Origin of the sequence: Methylibium sp. (assembly GCF_035762065.1) — a bacterium.
Classification (GTDB): domain Bacteria; phylum Pseudomonadota; class Gammaproteobacteria; order Burkholderiales; family Burkholderiaceae_C; genus Methylibium.
In genome coordinates, this window is the sequence record NZ_DASTPW010000004.1 from 63,366 (window position 1) to 77,191 (window position 13,826).

A 13,826-nucleotide genomic window follows, 5' to 3' on the forward strand; every position below is an offset into this window, starting at 1 on the left:
GCCACCGTCCTCGCGCATGAACGCCGCCTCGCATTTCAGCCTGCTCGTCATCGACGACGAACCCGACCTGCGTGCGCTCTACGAGCTGACGCTGCTGCGCGAGGGCTACGAGCTGGAGACCGCCGGCAGCGTCGAAGAGGCCTGGGAGCTGCTCGCCGCGCGCAGCTTCAGCGCGGTGATCACCGACATGCGCCTGCCCGACGGCAGCGGGCTCGACCTGCTACATCGGCTCGAGCAGCAGGGCCGGCGCGAGAAGACCATCGTCATCACCGCCTACGGCTCGGCGGAAAGCGCGGTCGAAGCGCTGAAGGCGGGCGCCTACGACTACCTCACCAAGCCGGTCGACCTGAAGGTGTTCCGCAGCGTCGTCGCGTCGGCGCTCGGGCGCGTCGCGCCGCAGCAGCGGCTGGTGCAGCCGGAGCAGCTGCCCTCCGAACACGCGCCGGCGAAAGCCGCGCGGCCGACGGTCGCGGCACCCGTGGCGGCGCGCGTGCCGGCCGTCACCACCGGCGTCGGCTCGCGCGCACTCGCCCGGATGGCGGGCGCCTCGCAGGCGATGCAGCAGGTGCGCGCGCTGATCGAGAAGGTCGGCCGCAGCATGGCGCCGGTGCTGGTGCACGGCGAGTCCGGCACCGGCAAGGAGCTGGTCGCGCGCGCGATCCACGACGTGAGCGTGCGCGCCGGGCAGCCCTTCATCGCCGTCAACTGCGGCGCGATCCCGGAGCAGCTGCTCGAAGCCGAATTCTTCGGCTACCGCAAGGGTGCGTTCACCGGCGCCAACGAAGATCGCGACGGCTTCTTCCAGGCCGCGCGCGGCGGCACGCTCTTCCTCGACGAGATCGGCGACCTGCCGCTGTCGATGCAGAGCAAGCTGCTGCGCTCGATCCAGGAGCGCTCGGTGCGCGCGGTCGGCGCCACCAACGAACTGCCGCTGGACGTTCGCATCATCAGCGCGACGCACAAGAACCTCGCCGCCGACGTGCAGAGCGGCCGCTTCCGGCAGGACCTCTACTACCGGCTCAACGTCATCCAGATCAAGGTGCCGCCGCTGCGCGACCGGCTCGAGGACCTGCCGTTGATTTGCGAGCGGGTGCTCGAACGCATCGCGGCCGAATCGGGGATCCGCCCGCCGCCGCGGCTCACCCGCGAGGCGCTCGGCTACCTGCTGCGCTACCCGTTCGGCGGCAACGTGCGCGAGCTGGAGAACCTGCTGCACCGCGCGGTCGCGATGAGCGACGGCCAGGAGATCGACGTCTCCGATCTCGACCTGCCCGAGTCCGCCTTCGGCGACAACAGCCTGCGCGACGAGCGGGTCGCCGAGCGCGCCGGCCAGACGCAGCGCAAGGAGACGGAAGCCGCGCCGCGCGAGCCGGCGGCGATCGAGCGCATCTCGCTCGACCTCGCGCCGCCGTCCGCGGCACCGAGCTTGCCGAGCGACCTGGCGGCGCATCTCGACGGCGTCGAGCGCGACATCCTCGTGCGCGCGCTCGAACGCCATCGCAACAACCGCACCGCGGCGGGCGCGAGCCTCGGGCTGTCGCTGCGGCAGATGCGCTACCGCATGGCGCGGCTGGGCGTCGTGGTGGCCGGCAATGCGCATGACGACGGCGACGATGCGCAACGCACGATCTCGGGCGATTTCGGCCGTTGAGCCGGCGAACGCGGCCGGCGCCTGGCGCGGCGGCTGGTGGTCCGCGGCGCGCCGCATCGACTCGCCCAACTTCGGCGCGCGGCCCGCGGGCGCGGCGGTCGAGCTGGTGGTGCTGCACTCGATCAGCCTGCCGCCCGGCGAGTACGGCGGCGACGCGATCGAGCGGCTGTTCGCCAACACGCTCGATCACGCCGCCCATCCGTACTTCGAGCAGCTGCGCGGCTTGCGCGTGTCCTCGCACTTCGTCGTGCGGCGCGACGGCGAGCTGCTGCAGTTCGTCTCGACGCGCGAGCGGGCCTGGCATGCCGGCGCGTCGTCGTGGCGCGGCCGCGGGAACTGCAACGACTACTCGATCGGCATCGAGCTCGAGGGGCTCGAAGGCGGGCGCTTCGAAGCCGCGCAGGACGAGCGCTTGATCGGACTGCTCGCGGCCTTGCGGCGCGAGCATCCGCGGCTGCGCGGCATCGCGGGCCACGAGCACGTCGCGCCGGGCCGCAAAGCCGATCCCGGCGCGGGCTTCGACTGGCTCGCGTTGCAGCGCCGCACGCGCTGGCCGCGTGCGTGGTTTCCCGAGGCCGTGCTCGACGATCGCAGTGCCGCGCCGCGCGCCGCACGCCGCGACGATCGAGGCTTGACGCGCGCTGGCGGCGCGCGATCCTGCCGCATGCCTTGAGGCATGCGGCTTCGCGCGATCTCGTCGAGGCGCCATGCGCGCTGCACGCGCGCGAACGCGCGTTCATCGTGCGCAAATGCGCGCGACCGAACGATCGAGCCAGCGGGCTCGATACACTATCGCTAGTGTTCAGGCGGGGGTCATGGCGCTACATTTAGTGCCCGCGCGTCGCGCGGTCGCCGGCTCGCAAGGGGGGCCGCGAAGGCCCTCGAAGCCGCCGATCACTCCAACCCCTCAAGCGCTCCCCACGACTTCGCTCGAGACTTTTTTCGACGCCGTCTCGTTCCTTCTTCGCCCAGGCTCGCCGCTGCCCGGCCCTGGCCGCTCCTCGATCAAGAAAGGCCCGCCCCGATGGAAACCGTCGCCCGCTCCACCGCTCCCGCTGCGAACCTTGCTGCCGCGTCGGCCGCCCACCCGGCCGTCGAACGCGCCGTGAATTCGGCCTACGCCGGCTACCAGATCATTCGCCGCAACGGCGCGGTCGTCGCGTTCGAGCCGCACAAGATCGCGGTCGCGCTGATGAAGGCCTTCCTCGCAGTGCACGGCACGCAGGGCGCGGCCTCGGCGAGCGTGCGCGAAACGGTCGACGGCCTGACCGAAGCGGTCGTGCGTGCGCTGCTGCGCTCGCGTCCGGGCGGCGGCAGCTTCCACATCGAGGACATCCAGGACGCGGTCGAACTCGGCCTGATGCGCGGCGGCCACCACGAAGTGGCGCGCGCCTACGTGCTCTACCGCGAACGCCGCGCGCAGGAACGCGGCAAGCAGGCGCAGGTGCAGGCACCCGCCGAGTCGGCGCTGCACGTGACCGACGGCGGTCGGCGCCTGCCGCTGGACATGGCGGGCCTGCGCACGCTGATCGAGTCGGCCTGCGCCGAACTCGGCAGCGAGGTGAAGCCCGAGCCCATCCTCGCCGAGACGCAGCGCAACCTCTACGACGGCGTGCCGATCGACGAGGTCTACAAGGCCGCGATCCTCGCGGCGCGCACGCTGATCGAAAAGGACCCGGCCTACACGCGCGCGACCGCGCGGCTTCTGCTGCACACGATCCGCAAGGAGGTGCTGGGCGAAGAAGTCGTGCACGGCCGCATGCACGAGCGCTATGCCGACTACTTCCCGGGCTTCGTCAAGCAGGGCGTCGAGGCCGAGCTGCTCGACGAAAGGCTCTTGCAGTACGACCTGCGCAAGCTCGGCGAGGCCTTGCGCGCCGACCGCGACCTGCAGTTCGACTACCTCGGGCTGCAGACGCTGTACGACCGCTACTTCCTGCACGTGCGCAAGGCGCGCATCGAGCTGCCGCAGGCCTTCTTCATGCGCGTCGCCATGGGGCTGGCGCTGAACGAGGTCGATCGCGAGGCGCGCGCGATCGAGTTCTACGAGGTGCTGTCGACCTTCGACTTCATGTCGAGCACGCCGACGCTGTTCAACGCGGGCACGCGCCGCTCGCAGCTGTCGAGCTGCTACCTGACCACGGTGGCCGACGACCTGGACGGCATCTACGAGGCGATCAAGGAAAACGCGCTGCTGAGCAAGTTCGCCGGCGGCCTCGGCAACGACTGGACCCCGGTGCGCGCGCTCGGCTCGCACATCAAGGGCACCAACGGCGAGAGCCAGGGCGTCGTGCCCTTCCTCAAGGTCGTCAACGACACCGCGGTCGCGGTCAACCAGGGCGGCAAGCGCAAGGGCGCCGTGTGCGCCTACCTGGAGACCTGGCACCTCGACATCGAGGAGTTCCTCGAGCTGCGCAAGAACACCGGCGACGACCGGCGGCGCACCCACGACATGAACACGGCGAACTGGATTCCCGACCTGTTCATGAAGCGCGTGCTCGAAGGCGGCACCTGGACCCTGTTCTCGCCTTCCAACTGCCCCGACCTGCACGACAAGTTCGGCGCCGCCTTCGAGCAGGCCTACACCGCCTACGAGGCCAAGGCCGCGCGCGGCGAGCTCAAGCTGCACAAGACGGTGCAGGCGAAGGACCTGTGGCGCAAGATGCTCTCGATGCTGTTCGAGACCGGGCATCCCTGGATCACCTTCAAGGACGCCTGCAACGTGCGTTCGCCGCAGCAGCACGTCGGCGTCGTGCACAGCTCGAACCTGTGCACCGAGATCACGCTGAACACCAACGGCGGCGAGATCGCGGTGTGCAACCTCGGTTCGGTGAATCTCGCGCAGCACCTGAAAGACGGCGAGATCGATCACGCCAAGCTGAAGAAGACCATCGCCACCGCGATGCGCATGCTCGACAACGTGATCGACATCAACTACTACGCGGTCAAGAAGGCGCGCGATTCGAACCTGCGCCACCGGCCGGTCGGCCTCGGGGTGATGGGTTTCCAGGATTCGCTGTACCAGCTGCGCATCCCTTATGCGTCCCAGGAGGCGATCGACTACGCCGATCGTTCGATGGAGGCTGTCTGCTACCACGCCTACTGGGCTTCGACCGAGCTGGCCGAAGAGCGCGGGCGTTACTCCAGCTACAAGGGTTCGCTGTGGGACCGCGGTGTGCTGCCGATCGACTCGCTCGACCTCCTGGCCAAGGAGCGTGGCGGCCATGTCGATGTGGATCGCTCGACGACGCTCGACTGGGACGCGCTGCGCACGCGGATTGCCAGCCACGGCATGCGCAACTCCAACTGCGTGGCGATCGCCCCGACGGCGACCATCTCCAACATCATCGGCGTCGATGCATCGATCGAGCCCTCGTTTTCCAACCTGTCGGTGAAGAACAACCTGTCGGGCGACTTCACGGTGATCAACGAATACCTGGTGCGCGATCTCAAGAAGCTGGGCTTGTGGGACGACGTGATGGTCATCGACCTCAAGCACTTCGACGGCTCGCTGCAACGCATCGACCGCGTGCCAGCCGATCTGAAGAACCTGTACGCGACGGCCTTCGAGGTCGAGCCGGTGTGGTTGGTCGAGGCTGCGGCACGGCGGCAGAAGTGGATCGACCAGGCGCAGAGCCTGAACATCTACATGGCCGGCGCCTCGGGCAAGAAGCTCGACGAGACCTACAAGCTCGCATGGCAGCGCGGCCTGAAGACCACGTACTACCTGCGCACGATCGGCGCGACGCACGCCGAGAAGTCGACGGTGAAGACTGGCCAGCTCAACGCGGTGGGCCACGCACCGCGAAGCGACGCGCCGGTGCTGGAAGCGGCGGCGACCGACGTGAAGTTCTGCTCGATCGACGACCCGACTTGCGAGGCCTGTCAGTGACGCATCGATGCGCGATGGGCGTCATCGCGCATCGCATCGAAGCGTCTTTCGCGACGCGCGTTCGATGCACGACGACAACAAGCGCGCTGCTCTCGTGTCAACAAGTGCTTGGTGTTTGAACACAACACTTGGATAATTCTTTTCGTAGGACGCACACCATGCTGGTCTGGGAAGAAGAAACCCGCTCTGCACCGATCTCGACGCATCAACCTCTGCCTTCGTCGCTGCGCGATGCACGGGTGATCGTCGAGTCCACCGCGCCTTCTTCGAGTGTTCTCGATGCCACCCTGGCGTCGAATGCGGCGGTGACGCAAACAGCGACGCAAGCCGCGAACACGCGCCGTGTCAACGTCGCCGACAAACGCATCATCAACGGCCAGACCGACGTCAATCAGCTGGTGCCGTTCAAGTACAAGTGGGCGTGGGAGAAGTACCTCGCCACCTGCGCGAATCACTGGATGCCGCAAGAGGTGAGCATGTCGCGCGACATCGCCACCTGGAAGGATCCGAACGGCTTGTCCGAAGACGAGCGCCGCATCATCAAGCGCAACCTCGGCTTCTTCGTCACCGCCGATTCGCTCGCCGCGAACAACATCGTGCTCGGCACCTACCGGCACATCACCGCGCCCGAATGCCGCCAGTTCCTGCTGCGCCAGGCGTTCGAGGAAGCGATCCACACGCACGCGTACCAGTACATCGTCGAGTCGCTCGGCATCGACGAAAGCGAGATCTTCAACGCCTATCACGAGGTCGCGTCGATCCGCGACAAGGACGAGTTCCTGATCCCCTTCATCGAGGCGATCATGGATCCGAACTTCAAGACCGGCACGCCCGAAGCCGACCAGACGCTGCTCAAGAGCCTGATCGTCTTTGCCTGCCTGATGGAAGGCCTGTTCTTCTACGTCGGCTTCACTCAGATCCTCGCGCTCGGCCGCCAGAACAAGATGACCGGCGCTTCGACGCAGTACCAGTACATCCTGCGCGACGAGTCGATGCACTGCAATTTCGGCATCGACCTGATCAACCAGCTGAAGCTCGAAAACCCGGACCTCTGGACCCCGGCGTTCAAGGCCGAGATCAAGGCGCTGTTCCTGAAAGCCGTCGAGCTCGAATACCGCTACGCCGAAGACACGATGCCGCGCGGCGTGCTCGGCTTGAACGCGAGCATGTTCAAGGGTTACCTGCGCTACATCGCGAACCGCCGCGCGACGCAGATCGGCCTGGAAGCGCTCTTCCCGAACGAGGAAAACCCGTTCCCATGGATGAGCGAAATGATCGATCTGAAGAAGGAAACGAATTTCTTCGAAGGCCGCGTCACCGAATACCAGTCGGGCGGCGCGCTGTCCTGGGACTGAACCTGGAGTGAAGCGAGACCCCTGCGTGCCGAAGCGTCGGCTCGCGGGATCCAAGAATCAAGATCAGTGGGTGCGGTGACTTCGACCAAAGAGCCGAGCGCAAGAGCCCACGAACCCATTCACCGTACCGCTGCGCCTCTCCAAGGCAAATGCGGGCGGTGGATCGCCGCAACGCTCGAGCGTCGCGGTGTCTTTGCAACTTGATCAAGGAGAACGTGATGGCAACTGCGAAGAAGGCTGCGGCCAAGAAGGCCCCGGCGAAGAAGGCGGCGAAGAAGGTCGCGAAGAAGGCTCCGGCGAAGAAGATGGCCGCCAAGAAGGCGCCGGCCAAGAAGGTCGCCGCCAAGAAGGCGCCGGCGAAGAAGGCCGCAGCCAAGAAGGTCGCGAAGAAGGCCGCGAAGAAGGCGCCTGCCAAGAAGGTCGCAGCGAAGAAGGTCGCCAAGAAGGCGGCCAAGAAGGCGCCTGCGAAGAAGGCCGCCAAGAAGGCTGCGAAGAAGGCCCCTGCGAAGAAGGCTGCGAAGAAGGCCCCTGCGAAGAAGGCGGCCAAGAAGGCGCCTGCGAAGAAGGCCGCCGCGCCGGCGGCCTCGGCCGCTCCTGCAGCGCCGGCCGCGAAGACCACGCTGAGCCCCCAGGCGGCGTGGCCCTTCCCGACGGGCAACAAGCCCTGAGCTTCGTCGCCGACGAAATGAAGCCCGGCTTCGGCCGGGCTTTTTTTCGTTTGCTCGGCGCCCGTGGGCGCGAATTTCAGAGATCGAGCATGGCGCGATCGATCAGATGGTTCTGCGGCCCGGCGCTTGCGATCTTGATGGCACCGACCCTGTTGCCCAGCGCTGCGCAACGCTCGAGCGGCCAGCCGCGCTCCAGGCCGTAGAGCAGCGCGCCGCGAAAAGCGTCGCCGCAGCCGGTAGGGTCGACGACCGCGGCAGCCGGCACGCCCGGCACGCGCTTCGCGACGCCTTGTTCCCAGACGTCGCAGCCCTCGGCGCCGAGCGTCACGACGATGCCGCGCAGCTGGGAACGCGACAGCGTCGGCAGGTCCAGCCCCGTGCGATCGCACAGCATCTTTGCCTCGTAGTCGTTGAGCGCGAGCCAGGTCGCCTGCTCGACGAAGCGGCGCAGCTCGGCGCCGTCGAACATCGGCAGCCCCTGACCCGGATCGAAGACGAAGGGGATGCCGGCGCGCTGCAATTGCGCCGCATGCTCCAGCATCGCGTCGCGGCCGTCGGGCGCGACGATCGCCAGCGCCAGTGCGCGATCGGTCGGCACCGCGGTGCGGTGCGCGAGCTGCATTGCGCCGGGGTGGAAGGCGGTGATCTGGTTGTTGTCCTGGTCGGTGATGATGATCGCCTGCGCGGTGTAGGTCTCGGCGGTGCGCGCGACCAGGCTCGTGTCGAGCTGCCAGCCTTGCAGGCGCTTCAGGTAGTCGTCGCCGTCGTTGCCCAGCGCGGCCAGCACGATCGGCTCGCCGCCCAAGGCCTTCAGCGTGTAGGCGATGTTGCCGGCGCAGCCGCCGAACTCGCGCTTGAGGGTCGGCACGAGGAAGGACACGTTGAGGATATGCAGCTGGTCCGCGAGGATCTGCTGCGCGAAGCGGCCGGGAAAGGTCGTGATCGTGTCGAAGGCGAGCGAACCGCAGACGAGCGCTGGCATGAAGGACTCCGGGAGTGAAGACACGGCGGCACGAAGCGGCGCACGGGCGCGCGCCGTCGCGCCGCCTCAGGGATAGAAAAGCTCGACGTTGTAGCCCGTGATGCGCGCGGCGCGCGAGCTCAACAGCGCCTGCAGCTGCACCTCGGCACCCGGCGCCAGCACGCGGCTGCTGCCGACGCTCGCGAGCGCCGGCGACGCGCTGAAGTCCGACGGCGCCAGCGCCCGGCGCGACACCAGTCCGCCGCCGCCGTCGGTGAGGCTCAGGTCGATCGAGGGCACCGCCACTTCGAAGGCGGAGTGGTTGTGCAGCGTGACCGCCAGCCGATACGCCTCTGCGTTCTGCACCTGGGTAAGCCCGCTCGCCTCGACGCTCACCGCCGCGAGCCGGCGCATCGGTTCGATCCTGCAGCCGACGACTTCGCAAAGCGCCTCGATCGCGCCGCGCGATTCAGGCCACTGCGCCGCGAACACGTCCCGGAACTGCAGTGCGACCTGCACGAGCAGCACGCCGACCAGTGCGACGGCCCCGACCGCGAGCCCGGCGCGCATGCGCGGCCGGTCCCAGCGCGTCGGTGCCGGCGGATCGTCGGTGCCGAGGAAGCTCGAAGTCGCTGCCACCGCGGCGTCTTCCTCGGCCTCGCTGCGCAGTTCGTTTGCGAGCGGGCCTGCCGGCAGCTCTTCGCGCAGCGGCCGGCGTGCGCGCTCGAGGTCGAGCTCGATGTGCTCGTCGTCGCGCGCCGCGTCGGGCGGCAGCATCGACTCGTCGACGATCGGCGGCTGCGACGCGGCCGCCGCATCGGCCTCGGCCCCGCGCGGGAAGTCGCCGGAGAAATCGCTCGGCTGAGGATGGTGGGTCGCGACGAAATCGGCGACGCCCTGTGCGGCCACCTCGGTCGCGCTCGGCTTCTCGACGCGCTGCGGCGGCGCTTCGCGCTCCAGGTCGAACAGGCCTTCGAGCGCGCTGAAGACCTCCTGGCAGCGGCCGCAGCGCACCCAGCCTTCGCTGATCTTCAACTGGTCCTGCACGACGCGAAAGATCGTGCCGCAGTGGACGCAACGGGTCGCGAGGCTCATCGTGGCCGCGATGATGCCATCGGGCCTGCCCTGCGCCGCCTTCGTCCAGGTGCCGCGAAGCCTGTGTTCATGCGGCTCGGCGGCCGGTCATCAGGATCCAGCCGTCCTCGCTGTCGACGACGTCGATCGCCAGATGCGACGCATAGGCAGCACGCAGTTCGTCGGCCTGCCGCTCGAGGATGCCCGCAAGCACCAGCGCGCCGCCCGGCGCGACATGGGCGGCCAGCAAGGGCGCGAGCAGCTTCAAGGGCGAGGCGAGGATGTTCGCGAACACGACGCCGTAGCCCGCTGCCGGCGCGCCGATCGACTCGGGCGAACCTGCGCGCAGCTCGACGCCGTTGGCCTTCGCGTTCGCTTCGGCCGAGGCGAACGCGGCCGGGTCGATGTCGATCGCATCGATCGCCGCGGCGCCGAAACGCGCGGCACCGATCGCGAGGATGCCGGAGCCGCAGCCGTAGTCGAGCACGCGCGCGCCACGCAGGCGTTCGGCCTGCCGCGCGGTCCAGCGCAGGCACATCCGCGTCGTCGGATGCGTGCCGGTGCCGAAGGCAAGGCCCGGGTCCAGCCGGATGACCTGCGCGGCGCCGGCCGGCGGCGCATGCCAGCTCGGCACGATCCAGAAGCTCGGCGTGATCTCGACCGGCGCGAACTGGCTCTGCGTCAGTCGCACCCAGTCCTGCTCGTCGACCGCATGCAGCGAGGCGACCCGGACGCGGCCCGGCTCGCCTTGCGCGAGCAGCCGCGTCACAGCGCGCGTCGCCGCCGGCTCGTCGCCGAACAGCGCGCGCAGGATCGAGCGCTGCCAGCCTTCCCGCGGCGCCGGCAGGCCCGGCTCGCCGTAGATCGCGCGCTCGGCCGGCGTGTCGGCTTCGGCGTCTTCGACCGAGACGCTGAGCGCACCGAGTTCGATCAGCTCGTCGCCGATCGCCTCGACGCCGGCTTCGTCGGCGTGCAGCACCAGTTCATGCATCGCGGACGCCCGGGCGACTCAACGCTTGCGTTGCGCCATCCAACCTTCAAGGTAGTGGATGCTGGTGCCGCCCTCGACGAACTTCGCGTCGACCATCAGCTCGCGATGCAGCGGAATGTTCGTCGAGATGCCCTCGACCACCGTCTCGAGCAGCGCGGTGCGCATGCGCGCGAGCGCGTGCTCGCGGTTGTCGCCCTGCACGATGATCTTGCCGATCATCGAGTCGTAGTTGGGCGGCACGAAGTAGTTGCTGTAGGCATGCGAGTCGACCCGCACGCCCGGCCCGCCCGGCGGATGCCAGGTGGTGATACGCCCCGGCGACGGCGTGAACTTGTACGGGTCCTCGGCATTGATGCGGCACTCGATCGCATGGCCGCGCAGCTCGATCTGCCGCTGCGTGAACGGCAGCTTCTCGCCGGCGGCGACGCGGATCTGCATCTGCACGATATCCACGCCGGTCACCAGCTCGGTCACCGGGTGCTCGACCTGCACGCGCGTGTTCATCTCGATGAAATAGAACTCGCCGTTCTCGTAGAGGAACTCGAAGGTGCCGGCGCCGCGGTAGCCGATCTTCTTGCAGGCCGCCACGCAGCGTTCGCCGATGCGCTCGATCGTGCGCCGCGGGATGCCGGGCGCGGGCGCCTCTTCGATGATCTTCTGGTGGCGGCGCTGCATCGAGCAGTCGCGCTCGCCCAGCCAGACCGCGTTCTTGTGCTGGTCGGCCAGCACCTGGATCTCGATGTGCCTCGGGTTCTCGAGGAACTTCTCCATGTAGACGGACGGGTTGCCGAAGGCCGCGCCGGCTTCGGCGCGGGTCGTCTGCACCGCGTTGAGCAGCGCAGCCTCGGTGTGCACGACGCGCATGCCGCGCCCGCCACCGCCGCCTGCCGCCTTGATGATCACCGGGTAGCCGATCGCGCGCGCCTGGCGCACGATCTCCTTCGGGTCGTCGGGCAGCGCGCCCTCGGCACCCGGCACGGTCGGCACGCCGGAGCGCACCATCGCGGCCTTCGCCGAGACCTTGTCGCCCATGACGCGGATCGACTCCGGCGTCGGCCCGATGAACGTGAAGCCGCTTTGCTGCACCCGCTCGGCGAAGTCGGCGTTTTCAGAGAGAAAGCCGTAGCCGGGGTGGATCGCCTCGGCGTCGGTCACCTCGGCCGCCGCGATGATCGCCGGCATGCTCAGGTAGCTCTGCGCCGAAGCCGGCGGGCCGATGCACACCGCCTCGTCGGCGAGCCGCACGTACTTGGCGTCGCGGTCGGCCTCCGAATAGACGATGACGGCGCGCACGCCGAGTTCGCGGCAGGCGCGCTGGATCCGCAGGGCGATCTCGCCGCGGTTGGCGATCAGGATCTTCTTGAACATGCTCGGCAGCCCGGTGTCACTCGATCAGGAACAAGGGCTGCCCGAACTCCACCGCCTGGCCGTTCTCGCAGAGGATCTTCGCGATCGTGCCGGACTTGTCGGCCTCGATCTCGTTCATGATCTTCATCGCTTCGATGATGCAGATCGGCTCGCCTTCCTTCACCTCGGCGCCCACTTCGACGAAAGCCTTCGAGCCCGGGCTCGCCGAGCGGTAGAAGGTGCCGACCATCGGTGACTTCACCGTGTGGCCCGCCGGCGCCTCGGGCGCGGCTGGCGGGGCCGGTTGCGACGCCGGGCCGCCTGCGGCTGCAGCTGCGGCAGGCACCGGCGCCGCGATCGTCATCGCCGGCAGCGCGGCGGCCTGTGGCGCCATGACGACCGGCGCACTCTTGACGATCCTCACCTTGCCCTCGGCCTCGGTGATCTCCAGCTCCGACACGTTCGACTCCGACACCAGGTCGATCAGCGTCTTCAGTTTGCGCAGGTCCATGCGTGCTCTCTCCAGCGGTGCTCTTTTCGCGAGGCGCGTGGGCGCCGTCGTGCATCGTCGTCGCGCCGGCACGGCTCGCGAGCCGGCGAGATCGGCCGCTCGCGCTCGACGAGATGCCGCTCAGATGCTTGAATTTGCCGGCAGATCGCCGGACGGAGGCGCGACTTTAAGCGCAAACCTTGTGCCGCCCGCCACTATCGCGGCACTGGCCGGCCATGCTCAGCCGAGCGCGCCGGCCCAGAGGGCAAGTTCGTCGTAGCTGGTCTCCCCGAGCTTGCGTTGCACCACCTTGCCGTTCGCATCGAGCAGCAGGCTGAAGGGCAGGCCGCCGCGCTCGTTGCCCAACTCCCGAACGAGTTCGGTGCCTTCGAGACCGGCCAGCCCGATCGGAAAGCCGACCTTCACCTTCTGCAGGAATTCGCGCACGGGCGTCGGCGCGTCGATCGCGAGCCCGAGCACTTGCACGCCCTTGCCGGCGTGATCGCGGTAGAAGCGATCGATTGCCGGCATCTCGCGCACGCATGGCGCACACCAGGTCGCCCAGAAGTTGATCAGCAGCGGCTTGCCCCGCAGGCTGGCCATCGCGAGCGTCGGGCCGGCCGGCGTCTCGAAGCTGCGGGCCCAGAGTCCATCGGCCGCGGCTGCGGTGGCGGCTGGGCCGGGCTCGCGCCCGAGCGTCGCGAGCCAGGCGCCGGCCCCGAGGGCGGCCAGCCCGGCGCCGCCGAAGATCCAGCGTCGGCGGTCCGGCTTCGCTTCATCGCTCATCGTGGGACTCCATCAGTCGCTGCAGCGCCGCGGCGTCACCGCGTTGCGTGCGGCCCGTCGCGTCGGCCCGCAGCGCGCCGCGCAGGTCGTCGTGGTCGAGGATCGTCAGCTGCACGCCGACATGCTGCCCGAGGCCCGCGTGCGGCAGCGAAAAGCCGAGCACGTCGACCGGCTGCCCGCCGCGCGGCCCGGGCCGGCTCGCCGCCTCGTAGCGAACACCGGCGTCGATCAACGCGAGCTCGGCGGCCTTCGGATCGTCGCAGTACAGCTCGAGGTGGATGTCGTTGAGGCGCGTCGCGGTGCCGCGCCACACCGCGCCGCTGAGGTGCGGCCGGAAGGCCGCGAGCCGGCGCATCCAGACGAGCGCCACCTCGCGCAGCTGCGCCAGCTCGCCCGCCTGGGTGTCCGCGCAGAACAGCTCGATGTGGGCGAAGACCTCGGCTTCGAGCGCGTCGTTGTCGGGCAGCGGCAGCCGCGTCGCGTCGATGCCGCCCTGCTGAGCGATCAGCTTGCGCGCGCGCTGCTTCGCCGGCCCGTATTCAAGGCCTTCGTCCACCACCAGCCGCGCGGCGGTGACCAGCAGTTCGGCTTGCAGTCGATCGGTGCTCATC

At 68.7% G+C, this 13,826-nt stretch carries 12 protein-coding genes; 5 read left to right on the forward strand and 7 right to left on the reverse strand.

Features of this window, described 5'->3' with window-relative positions; all coding sequences use genetic code 11:
* Positions 1–16 precede the first annotated feature (16 nt).
* The 5 genes from VFR90_RS02260 to VFR90_RS02280 all read left to right on the forward strand — a co-directional run bounded on the left by VFR90_RS02260 (position 17) and on the right by VFR90_RS02280 (position 7,566).
* Positions 17–1,651, forward strand: coding sequence for a sigma-54-dependent transcriptional regulator (locus VFR90_RS02260; RefSeq protein ID WP_326404341.1), 1,635 nt, complete (start codon positions 17–19; stop codon positions 1,649–1,651).
* Positions 1,614–2,324 (forward strand): 1,6-anhydro-N-acetylmuramyl-L-alanine amidase AmpD, encoded by a 711-nt coding sequence (ampD, locus tag VFR90_RS02265; RefSeq protein WP_326404423.1) that lies wholly within the window; start codon positions 1,614–1,616, stop codon positions 2,322–2,324. The genes VFR90_RS02260 and ampD overlap by 38 nt, the downstream gene beginning before the upstream one ends.
* Positions 2,325–2,675: 351 nt before the next feature.
* Complete coding sequence (locus VFR90_RS02270) at positions 2,676–5,543, forward strand: ribonucleoside-diphosphate reductase subunit alpha (protein WP_326404343.1); 2,868 nt, start codon at positions 2,676–2,678, stop codon at positions 5,541–5,543.
* Positions 5,544–5,701: 158 nt separating this feature from the next.
* Entirely contained in the window at positions 5,702–6,898 is a 1,197-nt protein-coding gene (locus VFR90_RS02275) for a ribonucleotide-diphosphate reductase subunit beta (protein ID WP_326404345.1), read from the forward strand.
* A 218-nt stretch (positions 6,899–7,116) separates the two neighbouring features.
* Positions 7,117–7,566, forward strand: a complete 450-nt coding sequence (locus VFR90_RS02280; RefSeq protein ID WP_326404346.1) for a histone H1-like DNA-binding protein — start codon at positions 7,117–7,119, stop codon at positions 7,564–7,566.
* 76 nt (positions 7,567–7,642) lie between these two features.
* Here the strand turns inward: VFR90_RS02280 and VFR90_RS02285 are convergent, their stop codons facing one another.
* The 7 genes from VFR90_RS02285 to VFR90_RS02315 form a co-directional block, all read right to left on the reverse strand.
* A complete protein-coding gene (locus tag VFR90_RS02285; protein ID WP_326404348.1) occupies positions 7,643–8,548 on the reverse strand; it encodes a carbohydrate kinase family protein in 906 nt (301 codons plus the stop codon).
* A 66-nt stretch (positions 8,549–8,614) separates the two neighbouring features.
* A complete protein-coding gene (locus VFR90_RS02290; protein ID WP_326404351.1) occupies positions 8,615–9,622 on the reverse strand; it encodes a zinc-ribbon and DUF3426 domain-containing protein in 1,008 nt (335 codons plus the stop codon).
* Between the two features lie 67 nt (positions 9,623–9,689).
* On the reverse strand, positions 9,690–10,592 hold the full coding sequence (gene prmA, locus VFR90_RS02295; RefSeq protein ID WP_326404352.1) for a 50S ribosomal protein L11 methyltransferase: 903 nt from the start codon (positions 10,590–10,592) through the stop codon (positions 9,690–9,692).
* Positions 10,593–10,610: 18 nt separating this feature from the next.
* A complete protein-coding gene (gene accC / locus VFR90_RS02300; protein WP_326404353.1) occupies positions 10,611–11,960 on the reverse strand; it encodes an acetyl-CoA carboxylase biotin carboxylase subunit in 1,350 nt (449 codons plus the stop codon).
* Positions 11,961–11,976: 16 nt separating this feature from the next.
* Positions 11,977–12,450, reverse strand: coding sequence for an acetyl-CoA carboxylase biotin carboxyl carrier protein (accB, locus tag VFR90_RS02305; RefSeq protein ID WP_326404354.1), 474 nt, complete (start codon positions 12,448–12,450; stop codon positions 11,977–11,979).
* A 219-nt stretch (positions 12,451–12,669) separates the two neighbouring features.
* On the reverse strand, positions 12,670–13,215 hold the full coding sequence (locus VFR90_RS02310; protein WP_326404356.1) for a TlpA disulfide reductase family protein: 546 nt from the start codon (positions 13,213–13,215) through the stop codon (positions 12,670–12,672).
* Positions 13,205–13,825, reverse strand: a complete 621-nt coding sequence (locus tag VFR90_RS02315) for a hypothetical protein (protein ID WP_326404357.1) — start codon at positions 13,823–13,825, stop codon at positions 13,205–13,207. Before VFR90_RS02315 ends, VFR90_RS02310 begins: the two co-directional genes overlap by 11 nt.
* Between the last annotated feature and the right edge of the window lies 1 nt (position 13,826).

Bases quoted from the DNA above. Each gene is read 5' to 3' on its own strand.
- VFR90_RS02260 (WP_326404341.1), top strand. From the start codon at position 17: ATGAACGCCGCCTCGCATTTCAGCCTGCTCGTCATCGACGACGAACCC.
- ampD (WP_326404423.1), top strand. From the start codon at position 1,614: ATGCGCAACGCACGATCTCGGGCGATTTCGGCCGTTGAGCCGGCGAAC.
- VFR90_RS02270 (WP_326404343.1), top strand. From the start codon at position 2,676: ATGGAAACCGTCGCCCGCTCCACCGCTCCCGCTGCGAACCTTGCTGCC.
- VFR90_RS02275 (WP_326404345.1), top strand. From the start codon at position 5,702: ATGCTGGTCTGGGAAGAAGAAACCCGCTCTGCACCGATCTCGACGCAT.
- VFR90_RS02280 (WP_326404346.1), top strand. From the start codon at position 7,117: ATGGCAACTGCGAAGAAGGCTGCGGCCAAGAAGGCCCCGGCGAAGAAG.
- VFR90_RS02285 (WP_326404348.1), bottom strand. From the start codon at position 8,548: ATGCCAGCGCTCGTCTGCGGTTCGCTCGCCTTCGACACGATCACGACC.
- VFR90_RS02290 (WP_326404351.1), bottom strand. From the start codon at position 9,622: ATGAGCCTCGCGACCCGTTGCGTCCACTGCGGCACGATCTTTCGCGTC.
- prmA (WP_326404352.1), bottom strand. From the start codon at position 10,592: ATGCATGAACTGGTGCTGCACGCCGACGAAGCCGGCGTCGAGGCGATC.
- accC (WP_326404353.1), bottom strand. From the start codon at position 11,960: ATGTTCAAGAAGATCCTGATCGCCAACCGCGGCGAGATCGCCCTGCGG.
- accB (WP_326404354.1), bottom strand. From the start codon at position 12,450: ATGGACCTGCGCAAACTGAAGACGCTGATCGACCTGGTGTCGGAGTCG.
- VFR90_RS02310 (WP_326404356.1), bottom strand. From the start codon at position 13,215: ATGAGCGATGAAGCGAAGCCGGACCGCCGACGCTGGATCTTCGGCGGC.
- VFR90_RS02315 (WP_326404357.1), bottom strand. From the start codon at position 13,825: ATGAGCACCGATCGACTGCAAGCCGAACTGCTGGTCACCGCCGCGCGG.